Genomic DNA, 23,786 nt, shown 5'->3' on the forward strand with positions numbered 1-23,786 from the left:
TTAAGCCTCAGTCGAAAGACTGGGGCTTTTTTCGTTTTGGTTACCCGACTTACCTTAACCTCATTTCCATATTGAAATCTTGCATCGAGAGGCAGACTTCCCTCTTCGCTATGCTTTCTAAGCCCTGTCATGAACGAGTTGATGCGCAGTTCTGTGTGGTTTCTGCAGTTTCGAGCTCTAGTTTTGAGCCCCTGTGCTTAACTTACCAAAGCTTCCTTTATTATTACCTAGAAAGTTAATTCACTAGGTTATGTTATTTTCGGGGGAGATTTCTCTGCTTTAGATGTTTTGATTTAGCCACAGGCGCTCATTAAAATAAACTCAGCGCATTTAAAACTTTCCGAACATGGATTTTGTTTGTAGATCTATTTAAGCCAGTGCCTGCCTTAAAGGATATTTGCTACTTCTTCCCCTCTAATCGTCTCCAACCGATAAAGCCACCACTACGTACGTATAACGTGAGCGGTATAGGTGCTCTCATAGCTGTGTTTGCTGAGTAAGTCGTTCACCTGGCACATTGACTGAGGAAAGGTCTTCTTTCAGTGGACCTTCGTGTAAGTCACGATAGTTTTAATAATTATCTGGTACTTTTTATTATAAAGGTGTACGCTTCACATCGAATGTTTTTTCGACAGTAAACCATGTTATATCTCTTGTTTAAAAGCTTTGTAAGAAGGCTGAACTCCGTGCAAAAAACGCGATGAAGTGTTGCTCGGAGTCTTAAATTAATCTTCATCAGGTGTTTTATGCGTGAGTAACTTCGCTGAAGTTATACGCAGGGGTCTGTACACCTGATAAAAGAGAAGAGATGGCCGGTGATATTTCATCATCGGCCTTTTTGTATCTGTTAAGCAGCTACAAAGCATTATCCAGTATTGAAATAAGGGCCGGTATTGATCACCGGCCCTTTTTATTTGGTTAAAAACATGAGTATTTTACAAGTTAAAAATTTGTCTTATCAGATCGCTGATAAGAGTTTATATAACAACGCGACATTTCGAATTAACGTGGGAGAGAAAATAGGTATCACTGGAGCGAATGGCGTTGGAAAAAGCACCTTATTAAAACTGCTTATCGGTGAATTATCTGCAGATAAGGGCTGCATTGACTGGTTACCAAACCTTGAGGTGGGGTATTTAGAGCAACATTTTAAGATGGATAATGCGCTGACGGTTTATGAATGCTTAAAGAGTGCTTTTGAGAACTTATACGCTGCCGAGCAGAAGCTTTGGACTTTGTATCAGGCGATGACCGAGTCTCACTCTACATCTCTTTTAAGCCAAGTCGCCCGACTACAGGCATATTTAGAAGATGAAGACTTCTATGCAATTGATACCAAAATTGAACAAGTTGCTGTAGGTCTTGGCATTTATCAATTTGGCTTAGATACACCGCTTGTCTCGCTAAGTGGTGGTCAAAGACACAAGGTCCTTTTAGGGAGGTTGTTACTCCGCAACCCCGATGTGTTAATTCTCGACGAGCCGACAAACTATCTTGATGCTCTGCACATTGAATGGTTGGTCACGTTTCTCAACGAGTACACTGGCACTGTTTTACTGGTTTCTCATGATATTGACTTCCTTAATCAAGTAGCGACCAGTATTTGTGATATTGATTATCAAACGGTCCGAAAATACAGCGGCACTTATGTCAAAGCAATGCAGCAAAAGAATCACGACGGTGCTTTGTTAGAAAAGCAATATAAGGCTCAGCAAAATGAAATTCGAAAGTTAGAGCAATTTATTGCCAAAAATGGCGCTGGAGTTAACGCGAGTCTTGCTAAGGGACGCAAGAAAAAACTGGATAAAATCGAACGTATTCAACTGAATCATATAGAGAAAGTATCGATGTTTGACTTTGCTCACCAGCCTATTGGGCAACAGTATGTGATTGACGCAAAAGCGTTGAAGATAGGTTATCAGCAGCCTCTGCTTCCTGCGCTTGATATCACGTTAGCGCGCGGGGAGAAGTTGGTCGTTTCTGGTTTTAACGGCGTAGGTAAGTCGACTTTGCTTAAAACCCTTATGGGGGAGATCGAGCCGATCTCTGGTGAGGTGGTATTGGCAAAAGGTGCAATGATTGGGTATTTTTCTCAAGATTTGTCTTGGCGTCACCCTCAGCACACGCCTGAGCAGGAGCTATGCTCTTGTGATCCAACGATATCAAGCAAAGAATCACGCAAGATATTAGCTCGCTTTGGGGTCACCGGAGATAAGACGCAGCGCCACCTAGATACATTAAGTGGAGGTGAGCAAACTCGCGTGAAACTTTGTTGTTTATCAGTCCAGAAATGCAATGTTTTGCTGTTGGACGAGCCAACGACACATTTGGATAGCAGCAGTAAAAATGCGCTTAAAGAGGCTCTCCAGCGCTTTTCTGGTAGTGTGATTGTGGTATCTCATGAGAAGGCGTTTTTACAATCTTGGCCTGATAGAGTTTTAGATATTTCGTTGCTCACTTATGCTGAATCGGAAACAGAACAGGAGGTGGAGCTATGATGCAGTCCATGATCCTATTTCTTGTTGCTTTTCTTGTTGGTGCTGATGAGTTGATGCTTGGATCTATTCTTGAACCTATCGGAAATGATTTAAGTGTTCAACCGAGTCAGGTTACGTTATTTATTACGGCATATAGTTTAGCTATAGCAATTTGCGCTCCTTACCTGGGACGTTTATCAGACCGGGTTGGGCGTATTCGTATCATGTTGCCTGCTTGCTTCGTATTTGGGGTTGCGTCTATTACGACGGGCATAGTTCATGATTTTGAACTTGCGATTGCAAGTCGAGTGATCACAGGTATTGCAAGTGCAGGCATGTTGCCAATTGCATTTGCGTTGGCGGGAGACGCGAAGGGTAATAGAGCGATGCGTCAAATTGTGATGGTTCAGGCGGGATTAACGCTGGGTATGATAACCAGCCCAGCGATCGGAGCATTGCTGACCCAGCTTTTATCATGGCGTGCCGCTTTTATTATTTTGGGCGTTGCGGCTCTTCTTGTCGGTGCCATGAGCGTAGTGTTCATGAACAACAAGCATAATGAGTCCAAGAAGTCAGATACTCTGCCACCTATCACAGACGTCATTCATCTTCCAGGCGCGTTGAGGGCGATTCTAGCGATGTGTTTAGGCCTAGGGGGAGGTATTGGTGTATTTAACCTGATAGGCCTTCATATTCGAGATACCAGCGAGTTGGCGCTCGGTTGGGTGGGCGCTATTTATGCTGCTCTAGGGATCGTGAGTGTGGTTGGAAATATGTGCGTGGGGAGAGCTTGCCGTTGGCTTGATAGCTCTCGAGCCGTTATGCGAGTGGCTTTAATGGTGTGCATACCTTGCAGTGCATGGGTGTTCTCAAATGAGATGAGTACGGTGACCGCTTATCTTCCAGCTCTAGTGCTCTGGTCTCTTGCTGGAGGGGTAGGCTCTCCGGCGTTACAAGCACATATAGCAAGCTTATCTGATGAACATCGAGGTGTGCTGATGTCTTCTGGAATGAGTATGATGCACTTTGGTGTCGCGATTTGGTCTGCCTTGGCGGGCTTTGCTTATTCTGTAGGTAGTGAATGGGTCGCTGTCGTGGCTTTGTTATTGTTTGGCTCAGCGGTAGTTATATTAAAGCCAGTTGGTAATGCTGAACAAAGTGAGCGTTATTCGTAGTGTTTTAGTAGATAAAGAAAAGCCGTTACCTAAAAAGGTAACGGCTTGTTCCAAATACTTTTTGAAAGCCGGTCTTAGTTCATGCCGTATTTCTTAAGTTTTTTGCGAAGAGTACCGCGGTTGATACCCATCATAGTTGCCGCGCGAGTTTGGTTACCGCGAGTGTACTGCATGATAGTATCTAATAGTGGCTGTTCAACTTCAGCTAGAACTAATTCGTATAGTTCTGTTACTTCCTGGCCGTTTAGTTGAGCAAGGTAGTTTTTAAGAGACGCTTTAACAGAGTCACGTAAAGGCTTCTGAGTAATCTGGTCTTGTGACGTTACTGTAGTTACTGTTAATGCTTCTGAAGTCAGATTTTGTTCGAACATATTCGGTCTAGCTCTTCTCTTAATTATGATGCAACGTTATCAAAATAACCTTCTAACGCCTCAATTTGCAGCGGAGCTGCGTCGATAGCGTTGAAGGTACGGCGAAACTCACTTGCCTGTTCATGCTCTTTCAGGTACCACCCAACGTGCTTGCGCGCGATACGTGGGCCTAAGTACTCCCCATAAAATTCATGCAGAGCATTTACATGACCAAGCATAATGGTTTTCACTTCCTCAGTTGGAAGCTCCTCCATTGTGGTGCCGTTTTCCAAATAGTGATGGATTTCCTGGAAAATCCAAGGACGACCCTGGGCAGGGCGTCCAATCATTAAAGCGTCCGCACCGGTGTACTCCAGTACAAATTTGGCTTTCTCCGGGCTATCGATATCACCGTTCGCGATAACCGGAATTGAAATCGCCTCTTTTACCGCTTTAATGCTGTCATATTCGGCCTCACCTTTGTACATACATGCTTTCGTTCTGCCATGCAGAGCAAGAGCTTGTATGCCGCAGTTTTCGGCTAATTTAGCGATCTGGACACAGTTCTTGTTGTCTGTATCCCAGCCAGTTCGAGTCTTTAACGTTACAGGAACGTCCACTGCATTCACGACCGCTTTCAAAATCTCTTCGATAATGTTTGGGTATTGAAGCAGAGCAGAGCCCGCTAGCTTCTTATTCACTTTTTTTGCCGGGCAGCCCATGTTGATGTCGATGATTTGTGCACCGTTCTCAACACTGAATTGAGCTGCGTCCGCCATAAGCTGTGGATCGGAACCCGCAATCTGTACAGAGCGAATGCCCGATTCGCCCTCGTGTACCATGCGCTGTTTCGACTTTGACGTTCCCCATAGTTTTGGGTTAGCAGACATCATTTCACTGACGGCCATTCCCGCACCATAACGAAGACACAACTCGCGAAACGGTCTATCCGTTACACCAGCCATAGGGGCTACGATTAGATTGTTCTTAAGTTGATAGTTTCCGATTTTCAAAACGTCATCACAGTTCTGTACCAGCAAGGGCGCGCATTTTACGCATTTTTTCACTGCGTGAAAAGACTAATATTTGAGCATTTACAAATTGTTTTTGTAAATTGTATGAATTTCAAACAATTAGCTCTGAAAACCTTGTCTAGCCTTGCTTACGACCAGAGATGCGACACCATTCGCTTTGCTCAACAATCGGGTCAATGTGAAGCTCGTCACGGTAATAATTCGCAACATCTTCGGCTTGGGTGTCTAATACGCCGGACATAGCGAGGTTGCCATTTGGTTTAACTAGGCCTTTAATGATTGGTGCAAGTTCACGCAGTGGGCCAGCAAGAATGTTAGCAACAACCACGTCTGCAATCAGACCTTCTGGTTGGTTTTGAGGAAGGTAAACTTCTAGTTTGTCGGCAACGCCGTTACGCTCTGCGTTGTCTTTCGAAGCAAGCAGTGCTTGAGGATCAATGTCGATCCCTATCACTTTTTCAGCGCCCAGTTTGATCGCAGCGATCGCCAGAATGCCAGAGCCACAACCGAAGTCGATAACGGTCTTACCGCTTAAGTCCATGCTTTCTAGCCACTCAAGACAAAGTGCTGTTGTAGGGTGAGTACCCGTACCGAATGCAAGGCCAGGATCCAACATAACATTAACAGCGTCAGGATCTGGAATGTCGCGCCAGCTTGGACAAATCCATAGGCGTTCACCAAATTTCATTGGGTGGAAGTTTTCCATCCATTCGCGTTCCCAGTCTTTATCTTCAAGCTGTTCTACTTTGTAAGCAAAATTGTCAGCCAGCATATTGCTCGCTTTAATTTGGTCGATGATGAAGTTAGTGTCTGCTTCTGCATCGTACAGTGCCAGAATGTCAGTATCGCCCCATAAGCGAGTTTCGCCAGGTAGAGGTTCGAATACAGGTGTATCCTGCGCGTCTAAGAATGTAACAGACAGCGCGCCAGTCTCTTCCATTAGCATATCGCCGATTTGCTCAGCGTTTTCATTGGTCGCGTTGAGTTTGATTTGAATCCAAGGCATTGGTTTTTGCTCTTAAAGTGAATGAAGTGGCGCAGAGTTTACCAGAACTCTACGATTTGTTTGAGTATATACCCAAATAAGCCTACTTATCTGTTGAATGCTTAGAGTACATACAAAACAAAAATGCCCACGGGTGTGGGCATTTTTTAAGACGTTAGCTAAGGCTTATTGTAAGCCGAGCTTCTTCTCTAGGTAGTGGATGTTTGCGCCACCATGCTGGAAGTTTTCGTCATTCATAATGGAGAATTGCAGTGGCACGTTGGTTTTGATGCCTTCGATGATCATCTCACCCAGAGCATTCTTCATGCGTGCAATCGCCACATCACGGTTCTCACCGTAAGTGATCAGTTTACCAATCATTGAATCGTAATGAGGTGGTACTGTGTAACCAGAATAAATGTGTGATTCCCAACGCACACCCATACCGCCAGGCGCGTGGAAACGCTCGATCTTACCTGGAGATGGTAGGAAGCGTTCTGGGTCTTCTGCGTTGATACGGCACTCAATCGCATGGCCACGGATCTTAATGTCATCTTGAGTGAATGACAGAGGTTGACCCGCTGCAACGCGAAGCTGCTCTTTGATTAGGTCGATGCCGGTAACCATTTCTGTTACTGGGTGTTCTACCTGAATACGAGTGTTCATTTCGATGAAGTAGAATTCACCGTTCTCGTATAGGAATTCGAACGTACCTGCGCCGCGGTAACCAATTTCGATACATGCACGAGTACAACGTTCACCGATGTACTTACGCATCTCTTCAGTGATACCTGGTGCGGGCGCTTCTTCCACTACTTTTTGGTGACGACGTTGCATTGAACAATCACGCTCCCCAAGGTGGATTGCGCCGCCTTGACCGTCAGCGATAACTTGCACTTCAACGTGACGAGGGTTTTCTAGGAATTTCTCCATGTAAACCATGTCGTTGTTGAACGCTGCTTTTGCTTCAGCACGCGTCATTGCAATCGCTTGAATTAGGTCTTTTTCTGCGCGAACGACACGCATACCACGGCCACCGCCGCCACCAGACGCTTTGATGATGACTGGATAACCAATGCGTTTAGCAAACGCCTTGTTTTTCTCTTCGTCGTTGTCCAGAGGACCGTCAGAGCCAGGTACACAAGGAACGCCAGCTTTCTTCATTGCGTTGATAGCCGACACTTTGTCACCCATCAGGCGGATAGTGTCTGCTTTTGGACCAACGAAGATGAAACCACTGCGCTCAACTTGCTCAGCGAAGTCTGCGTTTTCTGACAAGAAGCCGTAACCAGGGTGAATGGCAACTGCTCCTGTTACTTCTGCTGCAGAAATAATTCGTGGGATATTTAGGTAGCTGTCGATACCACGAGCAGGGCCGATACACACGGTTTCGTCTGCGAGTAGTACGTGCTTAAGATCGCGGTCAGCTGTCGAGTGAACAGCGACGGTCTTAATACCTAATTCTTTACAAGCGCGAAGAATACGAAGTGCAATTTCACCTCGGTTCGCGATGACTACTTTGTCTAGCATAAGGCAAGCCCCGCTTATTCGATTACAACAAGAGGTTGGTCGAATTCAACTGGTTGGCCGTCTTCAGCTAGGATCGCTGTAACAACGCCAGATTTGTCCGCTTCGATTTGGTTCATCATTTTCATTGCTTCAACAATACATAGCGTATCGCCAGCATTTACTTTCTGACCCACTTCTACGAATGCTTTAGAGTCTGGGCTTGGAGAACGGTAGAAAGTACCAACCATTGGAGAAAGAACTTGGTGACCTGCAGGCGTTGCAGCTGCTGGAGCTTCTGCTGCTGGCGCTTCTGCTACTGGTGCCGCTGCTGCTGGAGCAGGTGCCGCTACTGGAGCTGCTGCGTAGTGAACTGGTGCTTGAGGGGCTGCAGTGCCGTGACGACTGATGCGTACTGACTCTTCACCTTCAGAAATCTCTAGCTCAGCAATGCCAGACTCTTCAACTAACTCAATTAGCTTCTTGATTTTACGAATATCCATCTTTTCTTTCTCTTTTATCTTGTGATTAAGACAACCCTCGTGGGGTTGCAGAGTGTTAGGGTTACTTTGCCTGTAGCTTATTAATCGCGGCAGACAGAGCGAATTCATAACCTTGTGCGCCTAGACCGCAAATCACGCCTTCTGCTTTATCTGACAGATAAGAGTGATGACGAAATGGTTCACGTGCGTGCACATTTGATAAGTGCACCTCAATAAATGGGATGGCGACGCCAAGTAATGCATCTCGCAGTGCCACACTGGTATGAGTGAAAGCCGCTGGATTGATGATAATGAAGTCAATCTTGCCATAAGCAGCATGAATGGCTTCAATCAGTTCGTACTCACGATTTGATTGTAGGTGTTCCAGTTCCACCCCAGCGTTATGAGCTTGCTTCGTAAGAGCATCCACAACTTGTGCTAAGGTGCTGTGACCATAGTGTGTCGGTTCGCGCAGACCCAATAGGTTAAGATTTGGTCCGTTTAGAACAAGAATCCGTGACTTTGCAGACATTATGTTGCTATCTTCCCTTATCGTGAGTGGAACGTTTATATTCCCAAATATACGATAGTTCAGCACGATTTTTTTGTTAAAACCGAGCAAATTTTAAAAAATCGACCAAGATTATAGCTAATTCATAGCAATTAGCAGCAATTTACTGGTCTAATCTCCTAATAGCCACCTTCGTTTCTGTAACCAAGTTAACAAAAACAACATAATTGCCATGTTCTTTGTGTGGCTAATTTGTGCGCAAAAGCAAAAAACCGCCATGAGTGATGGCGGTTTTTAAAGTGCTTTTAAAACAGTTGGTTGAATTTATGCCAATTCTGCTTTCTCTGCGATAAGTTTGTCTACCACGCTCGGATCGGCAAGCGTTGATGTGTCTCCGAGGTTGCTTGTATCGCCCGTTGCAATCTTACGCAGGATTCGACGCATGATCTTACCAGAGCGAGTCTTCGGTAAGGAATCCGTCCAGTGCAGTACATCTGGTGTCGCGATTGGACCAATCTCTTTACGCACCCAATCTTTAACTTCTTTGTGCAGCTCTGCTGACGGGAATTCACCATCGTTCAATGTAATGTAAGCGTAGATAGCTTGGCCCTTGATGTCATGTGGAATACCAACAATCGCCGCTTCTGCAATCTTGTGGTGCGCCACTAGCGCTGATTCAATTTCAGCGGTACCCATACGGTGACCCGACACGTTTAGTACGTCATCAACACGGCCAGTGATCCAGTAGTAGCCGTCTTCGTCACGACGCGCACCATCACTGGTGAAGTACATCCCCTTAAAGGTTGAGAAGTAGGTCTGTTCAAAGCGCTCATGGTCGCCGTAAACCGTGCGCATCTGGCCTGGCCAAGAATCAAGGATAACCAAGCTACCTTCAGCAACCGTATCTTCAAGAATGTTGCCCATATTATCGACAAGAGCAGGCTGGACGCCGAAGAATGGGCGAGTCGCAGAGCCTGGTTTTAGATCGGTTGCCCCTGGTAGTGGCGCAATCAAGATGCCGCCAGTTTCCGTTTGCCACCAAGTATCGACGATAGGTGAGTTCTCGTTACCAATCGTTTTGTAGTACCACTCCCACGCCTCTGGGTTGATTGGTTCGCCCACTGAGCCCATGATGCGCAGGCTTGAACGAGATGTGCCTGCAACCGCTTCATCACCTTTTGCCATTAGCGCACGAATCGCGGTTGGGGCGGTGTATAGAATGTTGACTTGGTGTTTATCAACCACTTCACTCATTCGGCTTGTGCTTGGGTAGTTTGGTACACCTTCGAATAAGATGGTCTTCGCCCCATTTGCAAGTGGACCGTAGATTAGGTAAGTGTGACCGGTAATCCAACCCACGTCCGCGGTACACCAGAAGGTTTCGCCTGGTTGGTAATCGAACACATATTTGAAGGTCATAGCCGCGTAAACGAGGTAACCGCCTGTTGTGTGTAGTACGCCTTTAGGTTTGCCTGTTGAACCTGAAGTGTAAAGGATGAAGAGCGGATCTTCGGCTTTCATCTCTTCTGGTGGGCAAACGTCAGAAACGTTAGCTGTTGCTTCGTGCCACCAAACATCACGGTGTTCATGCCATTCGACATCACCACCTGTACGTCTAAGCACCAACACTTTATTGATGGTTTTTACGTCTGGGTTAGTTAGTGCTTCGTCCACGTTCTTTTTCAGTGGAACGGCACGCCCGCCGCGCACGCCTTCATCAGCGGTGATCACGACTTTTGCGTCAGAGTCGATGATACGGCCGGAGAGTGCTTCTGGTGAGAAACCGCCAAATACAACGGTATGAACCGCACCGATGCGGGTACAAGCGAGCATAGCCACTGCGGCTTCTGGAACCATTGGCATGTATAAACACACCACGTCGCCTTTACGTACGCCTTGCTCTTTCAATGCGTTGGAGAACTTACATACTTCTTTGTGCAGTTCGTTGAAAGTGAGTGTTTTGTCGTCGGCTGGATCATCGCCTTCCCAGATGATTGCGACGTCATCCCCGTGTTCTTCGAGATGACGGTCAATACAGTTAGCCGAGACGTTCAGTGTGCCATCTTCAAACCAACGAATGTCGACATGACCAGTATCGAAAGAGGTGCTTTTTACTTTGGTGAAAGGTTTGATCCAATCAACGATTTTGCCGTGTTCGTTCCAGAAGCCCTCTGGATCGGTTACCGACTGCTGATACATGGCTAAGTAAGTATCATTATCCGCGTGTGTATGAGTTTTAATATTTTCTTTTACCGGATAAACGTGGGCTTCGCTCATGGCTTCTCTCCTTGTGCCTTATTTCTCGGCCTTACACCAATCTAGATAAGATTTTGAATATGTTTTTGTAGGGCTGTTTTTTGGTTCTAAATAACTTGGTCGTGGTAATGACGACGTTGTGCTTATAACTGTCAGTCACTGCGCGTATTTCCACAATTAGACTTTAGGATGAGAGTGAAGGAAGCGCCGTGAAATCGCTGAAACAAAAGTATTTCTGGGAGCTAGGTCAACTGATTTTTATGTATACGGCGCGGTTAGGTTGGGCAAATCGCCTTTCGTTAAGCGAACAAAGACCAAAGCGGCAGAAATCGCATCTTGTAAAGCGTCGTGTTTATCTTGGATAGGAAGTTCGAGGTGTTTACAAATGGCATCCAGACTTAAGTCGAAATAGGCATTCGGCAAATGTCTTTCCAGCTTGTCGTGATAAATCTGACTGACCTCGATGAGCGGGTTAGGAAGTGGGAAGCCAAGTTGCCTCAGACAAGCAAGGTCTAAAATCTTTTTATCGTAACGAATGTGATAACCGACAAGTGGTCGGTTGCCGATGAAGTCGAGCAACTCGAGCAGCGCCTCTTTTTCGCTAATCCCGTCGACTAAGTCTTGGTGGCGAATTCGATGAATTTTGACTGAGCCAGAATCGAGCGATTGCGGCGCGCGTAAGCGGACTTCAAATGGCTGACTAGTTATGATGCGGTTGTCGATGATCTTCGTGGCCGCAATGGTCACCAACTCGGCACGATTTGGATCAAGGCTGGTGGTTTCGCAGTCGAGAGAGACGTATTCCACTTTATCGGGCGTGCAAAAAAGCGACTGATAAGGAGATCCTTTCAGTTTGTAGTGCCAGTATTTGCGTTGTAACCAGTTCATTGCCTACGCCTCTGTATGATTTATGAAAATCATGGTTAATCACGAATTTGATAGTGGAAGCCTAAAAATTGCTTAAATTTTTTCACTACATGTAAGCTGTGGCGAAGTAAGTCACGCTCGGTTCTATCCAGTTGTTTAATATCAATGTTATTTAATGCTTCTTGCTTTTTGAGTTGTTGATTAAGGCGAACCTTAAAGAACAATTTCAGTGCTTCGTTGAGGTTATCTGCCGTTTCAGGCTCTAAGATGCGTTTTTTCCGAAGTGCTTCAATGCGCTCAAACGTGTTCTTCTCCTCAATGGCATATTCCAAAGACAAGGTGCGAATGCCGTGCACAATTGGGAAAATGCCGCCGCGTTTAATATCTAACCCGTCCTTAGCACTTTTTACGTTGCCAAACAGAGTTAGGGGCACAGAAAACTGCAAGGCAGGGCGAGTAAAATCAGACAGTATCAACATGCGATCTTTCATTGTATCGCGAAGATGGGCCGCGATTGGAGCCAGCAGCTCGCGATTCCCCGCAACAGCATGGGCGTCACTGAAAATGGCTAAGTCCATGATTTGTTGTGGTTCGGCTTTGGCTATCCAGCGGTCTAAGGTGTTTATCCACTCTTGCTGCGTTTTGACCCATTTCGGGTTGTTGACCATGACTTTACCCGGGCAGAGTGGGTAGCCGAGCTGTTGTAGAGTGTGCGTGAAGGATTGCATCACTTGTTCGCAATGAGGCCATTCCAAACCATCTTGAATAATTAGAGCATTGTCTTGGTCTGTCTTGAGAATTTGTTCTCCTCGACCTTCTGAGCCGAGCACGATTAAGCAGCAATGATCGTGCAAGGCTGGTGGAACCACTAACTCGAACGCTTTTTCGATAATTTGCTCGTTCACGGCGGAAATCAGCTCCATGATAAAGCGAGTGCGGATGCCGTTTCTCAATAAGCTCTCGACCAATTGACGTTGGCGGTTTGAGGCTAATGCGAGCTCTTCCACACTGCTTGCTCTGGCAATACTGAGCGTTAACACGTGAGAGTGGGTGGAGAACGCGCTGAGAATTTGGGTCATATCCAGCATGCCGACGGCTTGGTTGCCATCACATACCATGAGACGTTTCATTCGATTTCGGGTCATGGTGATCATGGCGTTGAATAAAAAATCACCATCATCAACGTGATAGACAGGAAAGGTGGCGATATCACCAACAGGGGTATTGAGTGCGCAGCCATCTAACATCACGGAGTGCAGCATGTTGGTTCGCGTCACGATGGCGTATGGATGAGCCGAGGGCCATTTTTCTAATCGCGGATCGTCATCATTGAGTTTGACAAGTGCTGCATCGATCCCATTTGCTTTTAGGGTGTGCGTCACCTCGTTAATCGGCGTGTCTGGCTCAAGGATCATCGGTGGGTGGTAAATGCTGCGGTCAACTTTGGTGAGGATAAACTCTGCCAAGTTTTGTTGTTGGTGAGCGGCTTCGATGAGTTCTTGTCGCTTTGATAAATTGTTATCGAAATAGGCCGCAAACTGACCATTCTCGTTGTAAAGCGCCAGAAAGACGTCTTTCGGTAGCAGATAGGAGAGCGTGTCTTCAAGTGCGATGTATTGATGACGTACGTTGTCTTCAAGTAACGAGCGCACATCAAACATATCGTCGTTGGCATAATGCGCGAACACTTCCTGCTGATCTTGGGAGCGCTCTTCTACCGCGCCTTTGATCAGAATATGCAAGTGAGGGTTCTTCTGTCCGCAAGATAAAATTACATCTCGAGCTCGATAGTAGGCAACGTCCAGAGATGAGCGCAGTCGTGTCTGTTGTGCTTCGGTTAAGCGGTCGAACGGTGGAGATTGCATGTTAAATTTGTCAGGCATGAGAACACCCAATGATGGAAGGAACACTCTCTAAGTCTGACAAATTTCCTACCGGAAGCCAGACGACTTTGGTCTAAATCACGATGATTTCGCTTTAAGATGGCCAATGTCGCAAAGTTAGTATTCCATCGAGGAAACGATAAGTTGCCTATTCTTCCCTTTTTATAATACGCATAGCGATCCATAATTCCCGGTTCGAACGTTGATGTTCCCGTTTTAGGATATTAGTAATGTTGAAACCTTCTCCGTATGGCTGGATTTCCCAGTACTTTCTCGGATTCTTCTTTGCGTATGGTGTATATCTGCCATTTTGGTCACTTTGGTTTAAGGAGCAAGGTGTCTCTTCGACCGACATCGGTTTGCTAGTTGGGTTGGGTCTTGCGACACGTTGTGTCGCCAATATCGTGATCACCCCACGAGTGCACAAAGTTGAACACCTTATGCCTGCTTTACGTTGGTTGAGTTTCGCTGCCCTCCTTTTTGTTGGATTTCACTTTTTTACAGGTGGCAGTTTTTGGTTAATGGCGTTAGCGACGGTGCTATTTAACCTCTGTTGTGGGCCGATTGTTCCATTATCGGACGCGATGGCAAACTACTACGCTCGTCTGAAAATGCTCGACTACGGCCGTACGCGCTTATGGGGCTCGATTGCCTTTATTGCGGGTTCGACGGCCGTGGGTTATCTGGTGGCTGAATTTGGCTCTGATATGATCTTGTACACGGCGATGGCTGGGGTATTAGTTTCGTTGCTATTTTCAATGCGTATGACTAACCCGATGCCCGTTACGCTTGGTGGGCAAAGCGCGGAGCGTCCAAAACTGAGTGCTCTTTTGACTGACAAGCCGATACTTAAATTCTTAGTGTTGGTGTCATTAATTCAGGGCAGTCATGCGGCTTACTACGGTTTTAGCGCTATTCACTGGAAAGCCGCAGGTCATTCGGAAGATGTGATTGGCTATCTGTGGAGCTTGGGTGTTGCAGCCGAAGTGGCAGTGTTTGCGCTGAGCAAGCGTTTATTTGTCGGTTGGTCAATGCGCGCGTTATTTGTTGTTGCTGCCGTTGGTGTGATGATGCGTTGGGGCATTACGGCATCGACAACGTCGATTGTTGCTTTGGTGATTGTTCAATTATTGCATGGCGTGACCTTCGCAACGGCACACATTGCTGCAATTCAATATATCCAAAACTCGGAAGAAAATAAGATAGTGGCGCTGCAAGCATTGTATAACGCGATTCCGCTAGGCGCATTCATCGCACTGATGACCGTGTTGAGCGGTTGGGGTTATGAGCACTGGGGACCACTTGTGTTCTGGGGCATGGCCGCGATGGGTTTATTGGCATTGTTCATCAAGCTCGAACCACAAGAGCCACATCATGTGGTCGATGTATCAGACAAGTCACTGGAAACACAGAATTAGACTTCTGTGACAAAGGTTAAAAACTAAGCTTTGTCTCCGTTGTGAAAGCAGTGTTAAATGAAACCTCTCCCTAATGGAGAGGTTTTTTTATTCTCTTGCTTTAAAACGGCAAGAAAGGCAAGAAAGGCAAGAAAGGATATCGGATGCAAGGATGGCTGGTGGTTCCCGTTTCTTTGGCGTATTTGGGAGCCTTATTTATCATCGCGTGGTACGGCGACATTCAGAAAAGGTGGTTAGCACGCTGGCGGCCGTGGATTTATAGCCTTTCCATTGCGGTGTACTGTACATCGTGGACCTTCTACGGCACGGTCGGGCAGGCCAGCAGTAACCCTTGGTCTTTCTTGCCCATCTATATTGCCCCCATTTTAGTGTTTACCATCGGATGGCGTGTTTTAGCTCGGCTTATTTTGATTGCTAAACGGGAACACATCACGTCGATTGCTGATTTTATCGGAGCTCGTTACGGCAAATCTCAAGGTTTGGCCGTAGTTGTTACACTCATTGCAGTTGCGGGAATTTTGCCGTACATCGCTTTGCAGTTGCGTGGTATCACCATGGGGCTAGAAATCATTGCCCCTGAACTGGCTACCGATTTTGGTTATCAAAACGATAGCGTGTCGTGGTTTGTCGTGGTCGCACTGGCAATTTTTACGATGCTATTTGGTACCCGGCACATTGATAACACGGAACACCATCGTGGGATGATGATGGCGATTGCTTTCGAATCGATTATCAAACTGTTGGCGTTTTTAGTGGTCGGTGTATTCATTGTTTGGTTGGCGATGAACACCGAGAATTTGAGCTTAGTTGATGTTGCCGCACAGACGTATCAGTCACCGAATATTCCGACGATATTGATTCATACCGTACTCACGATGCTGGCGATTGTTTGTCTTCCACGACAATTCCATACTATGGTGGTGGAGAACGAACGCGCGCAAGATTTGCATGTTGCTCGTTGGTTGTTTCCCATTTATCTGATCTTGATGGGGATTTTTGTTTTACCTATTGCGTGGGTAGGGCAAGGTTTGTTGAGTGGTGCTTCGCCTGATACTTATGTGATCAGTGTGCCGATGTCGGTAGGGGCGAGTGAAATCGCTTTGCTTGCATTTTTAGGCGGCACTTCGGCGGCCAGTGGCATGGTTATCGTGTCGACGATTGCCTTAGCGATCATGGTATCGAACGACTTGGTTATGCCACTACTATTGCGTCGCATGCGATTGACGCAGCGTAACCATCATCACTTCTCTGAATTATTACTGCGGATCCGCCGTGGTCTGATTTTAGTTCTACTAATTGGCGCTTGGGGTTTTTATCAAGCGTTAGATACCATTCACTCACTCTCAGCGATCGGCTTTCTCTCATTTGCGGCGATCACGCAATTCGCGCCTGCGCTGGTGGGCGGTATGTACTGGCGTCAAGGGAATAAGAAAGGTGTGTATGTTGGCTTGGCGGTAGGCTTTACCATTTGGCTGATTACGTTAATGAGCCAAACGGACATGCTTGCCGGGAATGCCAGTAACAACTTTTTGATTTGGTTGATCACCCCACCAGAGGTATTGGCTGGCTTTGACATTGCGATTTCAGATTGGGGGATGATCCTCAGCGTGGTCGCCAATGCAGTGTGTTTTGTCGTGGTTTCTATGACTACACGACCAAGCCTAAGTGAGCGCTTACAATCGGCGTCATTCGTTGGTACGCCACTGCCTGAAAGCGAAAACATGAGCCTATACCAGAGTCGTGTTACGGTTGCTGAACTAGAAATGCTAGCGTCTAGGTTTGTTGGGCGAACGCGAGTAAAAGCGGCTTTTCAAGCGTATTGGAGCCAGCAACGAGAAGAGCTAATGCCGAATCAGCAGGCGCCATCTTCTCTGATTCGACATACCGAACGTGTATTAGCCGGGGTATTCGGCGCTTCTTCTGCTAAGTTAGTACTCACTTCTGCGTTGCAGGGAAGAAACATGCAGCTTGAAGAGGTGGCGACTATCGTCGATGAAGCCTCTGAACTGTACGATTTTAGCCGAGGCCTACTTCAAGGGGCGATTGAACATATCGGCCAAGGTATTGCGGTGGTCGATAAGCAATTACGCTTGGTGGCCTGGAACCAACGCTACTTAGAACTCTTTGAATTTCCGCCAGGCTTGATCCAAGTTGGGCGACCGATTGCGGATGTGATTCGGCACAATGCAGAGCAAGGTTTATGTGGCCCAGGCGATCCTGATGACCACGTCCGTCGCCGTGTGTATCACCTTGAGCAAGGGACTCGGCACACCTCTTCTCGGGTCCGTCCCGATGGTCGCGTGATTGAGGTACAAGGTAACCCAATGCCAGGTGGTGGCTTTGTGATGAGCTTTACCGACATCACCGTATTCCGAGATGCAGAGCAAGCGCTGAAAGACGCCAACGAGACATTGGAAGAAAGGGTACGTCTGCGGACTCGGGAATTAGAACAACTCAATAAACAGCTAGTGGCAGCGACGCAACGCTCCGATTTGGAATCGAAGTCCAAATCACGGTTCTTGGCGGCAGTAAGCCATGATTTGATGCAGCCACTCAACGCTGCGCGCCTGTTTGCTTCTTCACTGTCGGAAGTTGCCAAAGACAGCGAAGCCAAAAAGCTGTCGGCACACATTGAGAGTGCTTTAGAGGCGGCCGAAGACCTGATAGGAGATTTGCTGGATATCTCGCGCTTGGAGTCGGGCAAGCTGGAAGTCAATGTACACGGTTTTGCGTTAAACGATGTGTTGTCGAATTTGAATGCGGAGTTCAGCGCATTAGCCAAGCAACAAGGTATAGCATTCACCATGATTCCATCCTCACTCATGGTGAAATCGGATCCCAAACTGCTGCGCCGTGTGGTGCAAAACTTCCTGACTAATGCGTTTCGTTATAACCCGAATGGCAAAGTGGCGCTCGGTGTTCGCCGGGTAAAAGGGCGAGTGCGTATTGATGTGTGGGACAACGGTGTAGGTATTGAAGAAGAGAAGCAGCAAGAGATCTTTGAAGAGTTTAATCGCGGAACTCAAGTTCGTTCCGACCAAGGTCTCGGGCTTGGTTTGGCGATTTCCAAGGGAATTGCTCAAGTGCTCGGGCATGAAATTTCGATGCGTTCTTGGGTTGGTAAAGGCAGTGTCTTTTCTATCACGCTTGATAAAGCCGATCATGTGCAGCCGCACCCAGTTCAAGTCACGACAAGTAACCAGTCTGAACTTGGTCATCTAAGAATTCTATGTGTGGATAATGAGCCCGATATTTTAGTCGGTATGGAAAACTTACTGTCTCGATGGGGCTGCGATACGCGAGTGGCGACAGATTTGGTCGAAAGTCTACAAGCTCTCGAGGATGGTTGGATGCCGGACGTGATTTTTTCCGATTACCGACTTGATGATGGTCGTACTGGCTTGGAAGTGCTACAGCAATGTCGCTTGAGGCTAGGCAGCTGCTTTGAAGGTGTCATCATCAGCGCGGATCGCACCGATGATATGCTTGATGGCATCAAGGCAAATGGGTTCAGCTTTATTGCGAAGCCAGTTAAGCCGCTTAAATTGCGTTCGGTGCTCAACCGCGTCGCATAAATTTAGAGTGTTTTAGCGCTGTTATAAAAGAGACCTCCGAATGGAGGTCTCTGTGTTTGTAATCTTATTTTGGTTTGTAGGCTGAGTTTGCCGCTTATTCCGCGACGCCGCCTTGGGTTAGCTTCGCTGGATTAAGCAATCGTTCTAACGTGGCTCTATCTAAATCGGTTTCTTCTTCTGCGACATCAATAATCGCACGCCCCTGCTTATAGGCTTTTTTCGCGACTTCTGCCGCTTTCAGGTAGCCAATGACCGGGTTGAGGGCCGTGACCAAAATTGGGTTTTTGGCGAGCGCTACATCCAAGTTATCTTGACGAACTTCGAATGTTGCAATGGCTTTATCAGCTAAAGCCGTTGCGCTGTTAGCGAGCAACTCGATGCTCTCCAATACGTTATGAGCAATGACAGGTAGCATGACGTTTAGTTGGAAGTTGCCTGCTTGGCCCGCGACGGTAATCGTGGTGTCATTACCAATGACTTGCGCTGAGGCCATAGCTGCGGCTTCTGGGATCACAGGATTTACTTTGCCAGGCATGATGGAAGAACCCGGTTGCAAGCCTTGTAATTCAATCTCACCTAAACCAGCCAATGGGCCTGAATTCATCCAACGAAGATCGTTTGCGATCTTCATGATCGCAACTGCTGCTGTTTTGAGCTGTCCCGACAGAGCGACGATCGCATCTTGACTGCTTAAATTGAAAAAGAAGTTATCACTGGCCGTGAACTGAATACGAGTTGACTGGGTTAGGTTGCTAGCGAATAAGTCTGCAAAGCGTGGATCGGCATTGATCCCCGTGCCAACCGCTGTACCACCTTGGGCTAAGGCTTTTGCCGCAGGAAGTGCTTGTTCAATCGCTTGTTTTGCGTGCTCGATTTGGAACTGCCAACCGCCAAGTTCTTGAGCAAAGGTAATTGGCATCGCGTCCATTAAGTGGGTGCGACCGGTTTTTACAACATCTTTCAATGCTTGTTGCTTAGACTCTAGTGTTTGGATGAGGTGTGACAGGGCCGGGAAGAGCTGTGTTTCAATGGCTAATGCTGCGCTAACTTGAATGGCCGTTGGCACCACATCGTTACTGCTTTGTCCCATGTTGACGTGATCATTAGGACTGACGGTACCGCCTAGATGCTGGGAGGCCAGTGTTGCAATCACTTCATTCGCATTCATATTTGAGCTGGTGCCTGATCCGGTTTGAAATACGTCAATTGGAAATTGCTCAATATGATTGCCCTCGATAATCGCCTGAGCTGCGTCAGCAATCGCATTAGCGATATCACCTTCAAGCAGCCCCAATTGTGCGTTGGTGAGTGCCGCAGTCTGCTTGATGTGTGCCAACGCTTGGATGAAGCCAGATGGCATCTTATGTTGACTGAATGAGAAGTTATCGACGGCGCGCTGAGTTTGGGCTTGGTAGAGTGCATCTGCTGGGACTTTCACTTCGCCCATACTGTCAGTTTCTATGCGGAATTCGGTGCTCATGGTAGGGATCCTTTTGGTTAATCGAGTGAGATTTGAATCAGGCGTAATTGTTGTTGTAATGCGAGAAATTTCACGTCGCCTTGTTCAAACTGATAGTAATAGCGTTTGAGACAGAATAATGGCGTATGGATAGAATCGAGACAGACACGACGGAAGATGCAACTGCGAGTGGAGTCTTGAATTGCGTCTAGTAGATGGAAATAAACCTGACGCAAAAACAGCTCACACAACAATAGATTTTCTTCATCGGCACCGTGTTCATAGCAGGAAGACAACACCATTCCCCAATGAATATAGTCATGAATTACGTCTGGCTCAAAGCCGTGTGGTGCGGCGAGAAGGAATCTATCTTGTGCTTTAAAAAATGCGTTAAAGATGTCCCGTTTGTTGTCCATAACCACCTCTCGTTTAATGTAATGATAATTATTATCAATTAAGTGGTGGGTTGGCAACCCTTTTTAGAGTAAGAGGTTGTTGAAGAAAGACTTACGGAAACAAAAGCCGACGTAAAAGCGTCGGCAGAGAGGGAATTATTTAGTCCTGAGGTGACAATGAGGTATCGACGTTTTGGATATCGGTGTCTTTATCTGTGGCCATTACTCTGTAAATAAGGTTTCGTACTTCACAAACGCGGTTTGTGTTTCGCCGTAATAAAGTGTGCCTCCAGATTGAATGACGACTCTTAACCAACTTTCTGCGGATGCTGGTCTTGGTAAGGTAATGTACCAACTTTTTCCAGCCTGATCGGCGGGCTTCATATCAATCGGCTGAGCATTTTTCTCTTCGTCATTAACGATGGAAACTTTGACCCCTTCGAGTGGATAGGCGGCATTGAGTGACAATTCTAAGCCATTTTTCGTGAGCTGTTCTGAACGAAACTTCACTTTAAAGTCGCCATTTTCCATGTCACACAGTCCACTGGTGTAACGACAGTTAGACTTACTCGCGAGTTTGTAAGTTTCCCCTTCTTGTGCCGCGTGGGGTTTCTCGCTGAGTGCCATATCGGTGCCGAAGTAGGCGATCAAAGAAAGAATCGGCGCAATCAGCAGTGCGAGAATAAAGTGCTTGTTTTTGAACATAAAATACTAATTCCATCAATTATCTGTTCATTTTTACTGGCTAAAATCACTAATAACTTCGTTAATGATTTTGAAGGTAGAGCAACTAGCTTGCTGCAATCTTTGCCTTGTTCTAAACGATTGTTTCTGCGTTCCCCGAACATATAACCAATGCCATTCGTGTGCTTCCTTGCTACGGCTCAGGGAATCTAATTATTAGAATAAGTTAGGTGAATAAAAAAGCCCCAAGTGGGGCTTTTGTGGCTTGCGTTATATTTTAGTGATCCACGGCATCGCCTGCACCAACAGGGACACGAACGTGTTCAACAAGATCTTTAACTTCTTGAGGTGTTTCCGCCGTAACTTTCGATACCGCGAATGCCACGATGAAGTTAAATAGTGCGCCGATAGCACCAAACGCGTTTGGCTCAATACCTAGGAACCAGTTGGTTCCCCAGCTTTCTAGATATTTCCAGTCAGCAACGAATAGGATGCCTTTGTGCTGGAATACGTAGAACAGTGTGATACTGATACCAGCAATCATACCGGCGATTGCGCCTTCTTTATTGATGCCTTTGCTGAAGATACCCATCATCAACGCAGGGAAGATGGATGACGCAGCAAGACCAAAGGCGAGCGCCACCGTACCAGCGGCAAAGCCAGGAGGATTCAATCCGAGATAGCCTGCGGCTGCGATTGCCACCGCCATCGAGATTCGGCTGGCAAGCAGCTCCTTCTTCTCGGATATGTTCGGATTTATAACCCCTTTGATTAAGTCATGGGAAATCGCCGACGAAATAGCGAGCAACAGACCCGCAGCTGTGGATAGTGCTGCAGCGAGACCACCAGCGGCAACGAGTGCAATGACCCAGTTTGGTAGCTTAGCGATTTCTGGGTTTGCTAGTACCATGATGTCACGGTCAACTCGCAATTCATTGGTGTCAGGGTTTGAGGTGTACTCGATCAGGCCATCGCCATTCTTATCATCAAAGCCTAATAGACCTGTTGTTTCCCAGTTCTTGAACCAATCAGGGCGCTCATCATACGCAAGGTGCTGACCAGGCGCAGGGTTGACGGTATCCATTAGGTTTAGACGAGCCATTGCTGATACTGCTGGCGCCGTTGTGTATAGAATAGCGATGAACACAAGTGCCCAGCCTGCAGAAGTACGCGCATCACGCACCTTAGGTACTGTAAAGAAACGGATGATAACGTGTGGTAGACCTGCAGTACCGATCATCAATGACATGGTGTAAACGAACATGTTTAGTGTGCTACCGCGAACCTGCGTAGTGTACTCACTAAAGCCGAGTTCGGTCACCACTTGGTCGAGCCTATCGAGCAGATAAACATCGGTGCCTTGAATGGTACTCCCGAGGCCAATCTGAGGTAGCGGGTTACCTGTAAGTTGCAGAGAGATAAAGATTGCAGGGATAGTGTAAGCAAGAATGAGTACGCAATATTGAGCAATCTGCGTGTAAGTGATGCCTTTCATGCCGCCAAGTACGGCGTACATGAATACGATACACATACCAATCAATAGACCAGTTGAGTAATCGACTTCTAGGAAGCGACCGAAGGCAACGCCAACGCCTTTCATCTGGCCGATAACATAAGTGACCGATGCGATGATAAGACAGATAACCGCCACGATACGTGCTGTGTTCGAGTAGAAGCGTTCACCAACAAACTCTGGCACCGTAAACTTACCAAACTTACGTAGATAAGGGGCGAGTAGTAGCGCAAGCAGTACGTAACCGCCCGTCCAACCCATTAGGAATACGGAGCCGCCGTAACCCATAAAGGCAATTAGGCCCGCCATTGAGATGAACGATGCCGCCGACATCCAGTCAGCAGCGGTTGCCATACCGTTAGCGATTGGGTTTACCCCGCCACCTGCGACATAGAACTCTTTGGTTGACCCCGCACGCGCCCAGATCGCAATACCGATGTAGAGGACGAAGGTTGCACCAACAACCAGGTAGGTAATAGTTTTCAAATCCATCTGAGTTACTCCTTACTCATCTACGCCGAATTCACGGTCGATTTGGCGCATCTTCCATGCGTAATAGAAAATAATACCTAGGAAGGTGTAGATGGAGCCTTGCTGAGCAAACCAGAAACCAAGTTTGTATCCACCTAATTGAAATTGATTAAGTACGTCGACAAATAAAATGCCGCAGCCGAAAGACACTACGAACCAGATGACCATAAGGCCAATCATGAGCTTCACGTTTTTGTCCCAATAGGCTTTGGCTCTTTCTTCGCTTTCAAATGCCATTGCCGTCTCCTTACGATTGGTATTGTTGTTAAAAAAATGTTTCAACATGTACATTAGCAAGGTGTTGGCAAGAACTCTTTTCAACTTTAGTCGGGGTATAAAAAATAAAAAACTCCCGTGATATGGTCGCTTAGAGAGAAGTTAGGGTTATTTATTAATGTTAAAAAGCTGTTAAATTAGCCAAAGGTCTAAGGAGAGAAATGATAAAAAGCACGAATAAGAGACGTGATTAATTTTTTCTTCATTGATTTTAGCGATCCTTAACAGAAACATTCTGCGTTCTTCTTTTTATCAATCAGCGAAAAAACTGGCGTGAAAACTTCACAAGTAATTTATTTACATAAAGTTTTCGTACCAAATCACCGTTTTAGCGCACAATAAAGTAATATAACTGAGTCATTCTCGTACAACCTCGCGCTTTGGGACGGTTTAAGGAGGAGGCAGATTA

General features: G+C 46.7%; 19 protein-coding genes. 5 read left to right on the top strand and 14 right to left on the bottom strand.

Annotation, left to right across the window (positions count from 1 at the left end):
- The 3 genes from ACWPOD_RS20860 to ACWPOD_RS20870 form a co-directional block, all read left to right on the top strand.
- The coding region (locus ACWPOD_RS20860) for a hypothetical protein (RefSeq protein WP_456232184.1) at positions 1 to 239 on the top strand (239 nt) is incomplete at its 5' end.
- A 687-nt stretch (positions 240 to 926) separates the two neighbouring features.
- Positions 927 to 2,498 (top strand): ABC-F family ATP-binding cassette domain-containing protein, encoded by a 1,572-nt coding sequence (locus ACWPOD_RS20865; protein WP_152815409.1) that lies wholly within the window; start codon positions 927 to 929, stop codon positions 2,496 to 2,498.
- Positions 2,495 to 3,652, top strand: a complete 1,158-nt coding sequence (locus ACWPOD_RS20870) for an MFS transporter (RefSeq protein ID WP_456232185.1) — start codon at positions 2,495 to 2,497, stop codon at positions 3,650 to 3,652. Before ACWPOD_RS20865 ends, ACWPOD_RS20870 begins: the two co-directional genes overlap by 4 nt.
- A gap of 74 nt (positions 3,653 to 3,726) precedes the next feature.
- On the opposite strand, the gene fis is transcribed toward ACWPOD_RS20870, so the two are convergent.
- The 9 genes from fis to ACWPOD_RS20915 all read right to left on the bottom strand — a co-directional run bounded on the left by fis (position 3,727) and on the right by ACWPOD_RS20915 (position 13,526).
- Positions 3,727 to 4,023 (bottom strand): DNA-binding transcriptional regulator Fis, encoded by a 297-nt coding sequence (fis, locus tag ACWPOD_RS20875; protein ID WP_000462885.1) that lies wholly within the window; start codon positions 4,021 to 4,023, stop codon positions 3,727 to 3,729.
- Between the two features lie 23 nt (positions 4,024 to 4,046).
- Entirely contained in the window at positions 4,047 to 5,015 is a 969-nt protein-coding gene (gene dusB, locus ACWPOD_RS20880) for a tRNA dihydrouridine synthase DusB (RefSeq protein ID WP_041853011.1), read from the bottom strand.
- Positions 5,016 to 5,154: 139 nt separating this feature from the next.
- Entirely contained in the window at positions 5,155 to 6,042 is an 888-nt protein-coding gene (gene prmA / locus ACWPOD_RS20885; RefSeq protein ID WP_085344392.1) for a 50S ribosomal protein L11 methyltransferase, read from the bottom strand.
- A 165-nt stretch (positions 6,043 to 6,207) separates the two neighbouring features.
- Positions 6,208 to 7,551 (bottom strand): acetyl-CoA carboxylase biotin carboxylase subunit, encoded by a 1,344-nt coding sequence (gene accC, locus ACWPOD_RS20890; RefSeq protein WP_005397839.1) that lies wholly within the window; start codon positions 7,549 to 7,551, stop codon positions 6,208 to 6,210.
- A gap of 14 nt (positions 7,552 to 7,565) precedes the next feature.
- Positions 7,566 to 8,030: an acetyl-CoA carboxylase biotin carboxyl carrier protein gene (gene accB / locus ACWPOD_RS20895; RefSeq protein ID WP_005397840.1), complete on the bottom strand. Its 465-nt coding sequence runs from the start codon at positions 8,028 to 8,030 to the stop codon at positions 7,566 to 7,568.
- A gap of 61 nt (positions 8,031 to 8,091) precedes the next feature.
- Entirely contained in the window at positions 8,092 to 8,541 is a 450-nt protein-coding gene (gene aroQ / locus ACWPOD_RS20900; protein ID WP_005397842.1) for a type II 3-dehydroquinate dehydratase, read from the bottom strand.
- Between the two features lie 303 nt (positions 8,542 to 8,844).
- The gene (gene acs / locus ACWPOD_RS20905) at positions 8,845 to 10,797 is read right to left on the bottom strand and encodes an acetate--CoA ligase (protein ID WP_456232186.1); all 1,953 of its coding nucleotides are present in this window, start codon (positions 10,795 to 10,797) and stop codon (positions 8,845 to 8,847) included.
- A gap of 237 nt (positions 10,798 to 11,034) precedes the next feature.
- Positions 11,035 to 11,664, bottom strand: a complete 630-nt coding sequence (locus tag ACWPOD_RS20910) for a 3'-5' exonuclease (RefSeq protein ID WP_456232187.1) — start codon at positions 11,662 to 11,664, stop codon at positions 11,035 to 11,037.
- A gap of 35 nt (positions 11,665 to 11,699) precedes the next feature.
- Positions 11,700 to 13,526 carry a DUF294 nucleotidyltransferase-like domain-containing protein gene (locus tag ACWPOD_RS20915; RefSeq protein ID WP_395204493.1) on the bottom strand — a complete coding sequence of 609 codons (1,827 nt, stop codon included), beginning with the start codon at positions 13,524 to 13,526 and terminating at the stop codon, positions 11,700 to 11,702.
- Between the two features lie 230 nt (positions 13,527 to 13,756).
- Here ACWPOD_RS20915 and ACWPOD_RS20920 point away from each other — a divergent pair, with 230 nt between their 5' ends.
- Both ACWPOD_RS20920 and ACWPOD_RS20925 read left to right on the top strand, forming a co-directional pair.
- Positions 13,757 to 14,944, top strand: coding sequence for a 3-phenylpropionate MFS transporter (locus tag ACWPOD_RS20920; protein WP_005397849.1), 1,188 nt, complete (start codon positions 13,757 to 13,759; stop codon positions 14,942 to 14,944).
- 143 nt (positions 14,945 to 15,087) lie between these two features.
- On the top strand, positions 15,088 to 18,519 hold the full coding sequence (locus tag ACWPOD_RS20925) for a hybrid sensor histidine kinase/response regulator (RefSeq protein WP_432602423.1): 3,432 nt from the start codon (positions 15,088 to 15,090) through the stop codon (positions 18,517 to 18,519).
- 94 nt (positions 18,520 to 18,613) lie between these two features.
- Here ACWPOD_RS20925 and ACWPOD_RS20930 read toward each other — a convergent pair whose 3' ends face one another.
- The 5 genes from ACWPOD_RS20930 to ACWPOD_RS20950 all read right to left on the bottom strand — a co-directional run bounded on the left by ACWPOD_RS20930 (position 18,614) and on the right by ACWPOD_RS20950 (position 23,338).
- A complete protein-coding gene (locus tag ACWPOD_RS20930) occupies positions 18,614 to 19,999 on the bottom strand; it encodes a class II fumarate hydratase (RefSeq protein ID WP_301609650.1) in 1,386 nt (461 codons plus the stop codon).
- 17 nt (positions 20,000 to 20,016) lie between these two features.
- The gene (locus ACWPOD_RS20935) at positions 20,017 to 20,394 is read right to left on the bottom strand and encodes a hypothetical protein (RefSeq protein WP_048626674.1); all 378 of its coding nucleotides are present in this window, start codon (positions 20,392 to 20,394) and stop codon (positions 20,017 to 20,019) included.
- Positions 20,395 to 20,595: 201 nt separating this feature from the next.
- Complete coding sequence (locus tag ACWPOD_RS20940) at positions 20,596 to 21,078, bottom strand: hypothetical protein (protein ID WP_012841321.1); 483 nt, start codon at positions 21,076 to 21,078, stop codon at positions 20,596 to 20,598.
- Positions 21,079 to 21,334: 256 nt separating this feature from the next.
- A complete protein-coding gene (locus ACWPOD_RS20945; protein WP_005397550.1) occupies positions 21,335 to 23,062 on the bottom strand; it encodes a sodium:solute symporter family protein in 1,728 nt (575 codons plus the stop codon).
- 12 nt (positions 23,063 to 23,074) lie between these two features.
- Positions 23,075 to 23,338, bottom strand: a complete 264-nt coding sequence (locus tag ACWPOD_RS20950) for a DUF4212 domain-containing protein (protein WP_005397548.1) — start codon at positions 23,336 to 23,338, stop codon at positions 23,075 to 23,077.
- Between the last annotated feature and the right edge of the window lie 448 nt (positions 23,339 to 23,786).

It is taken from the genome of Vibrio sp. JZG120 (assembly GCF_053890955.1).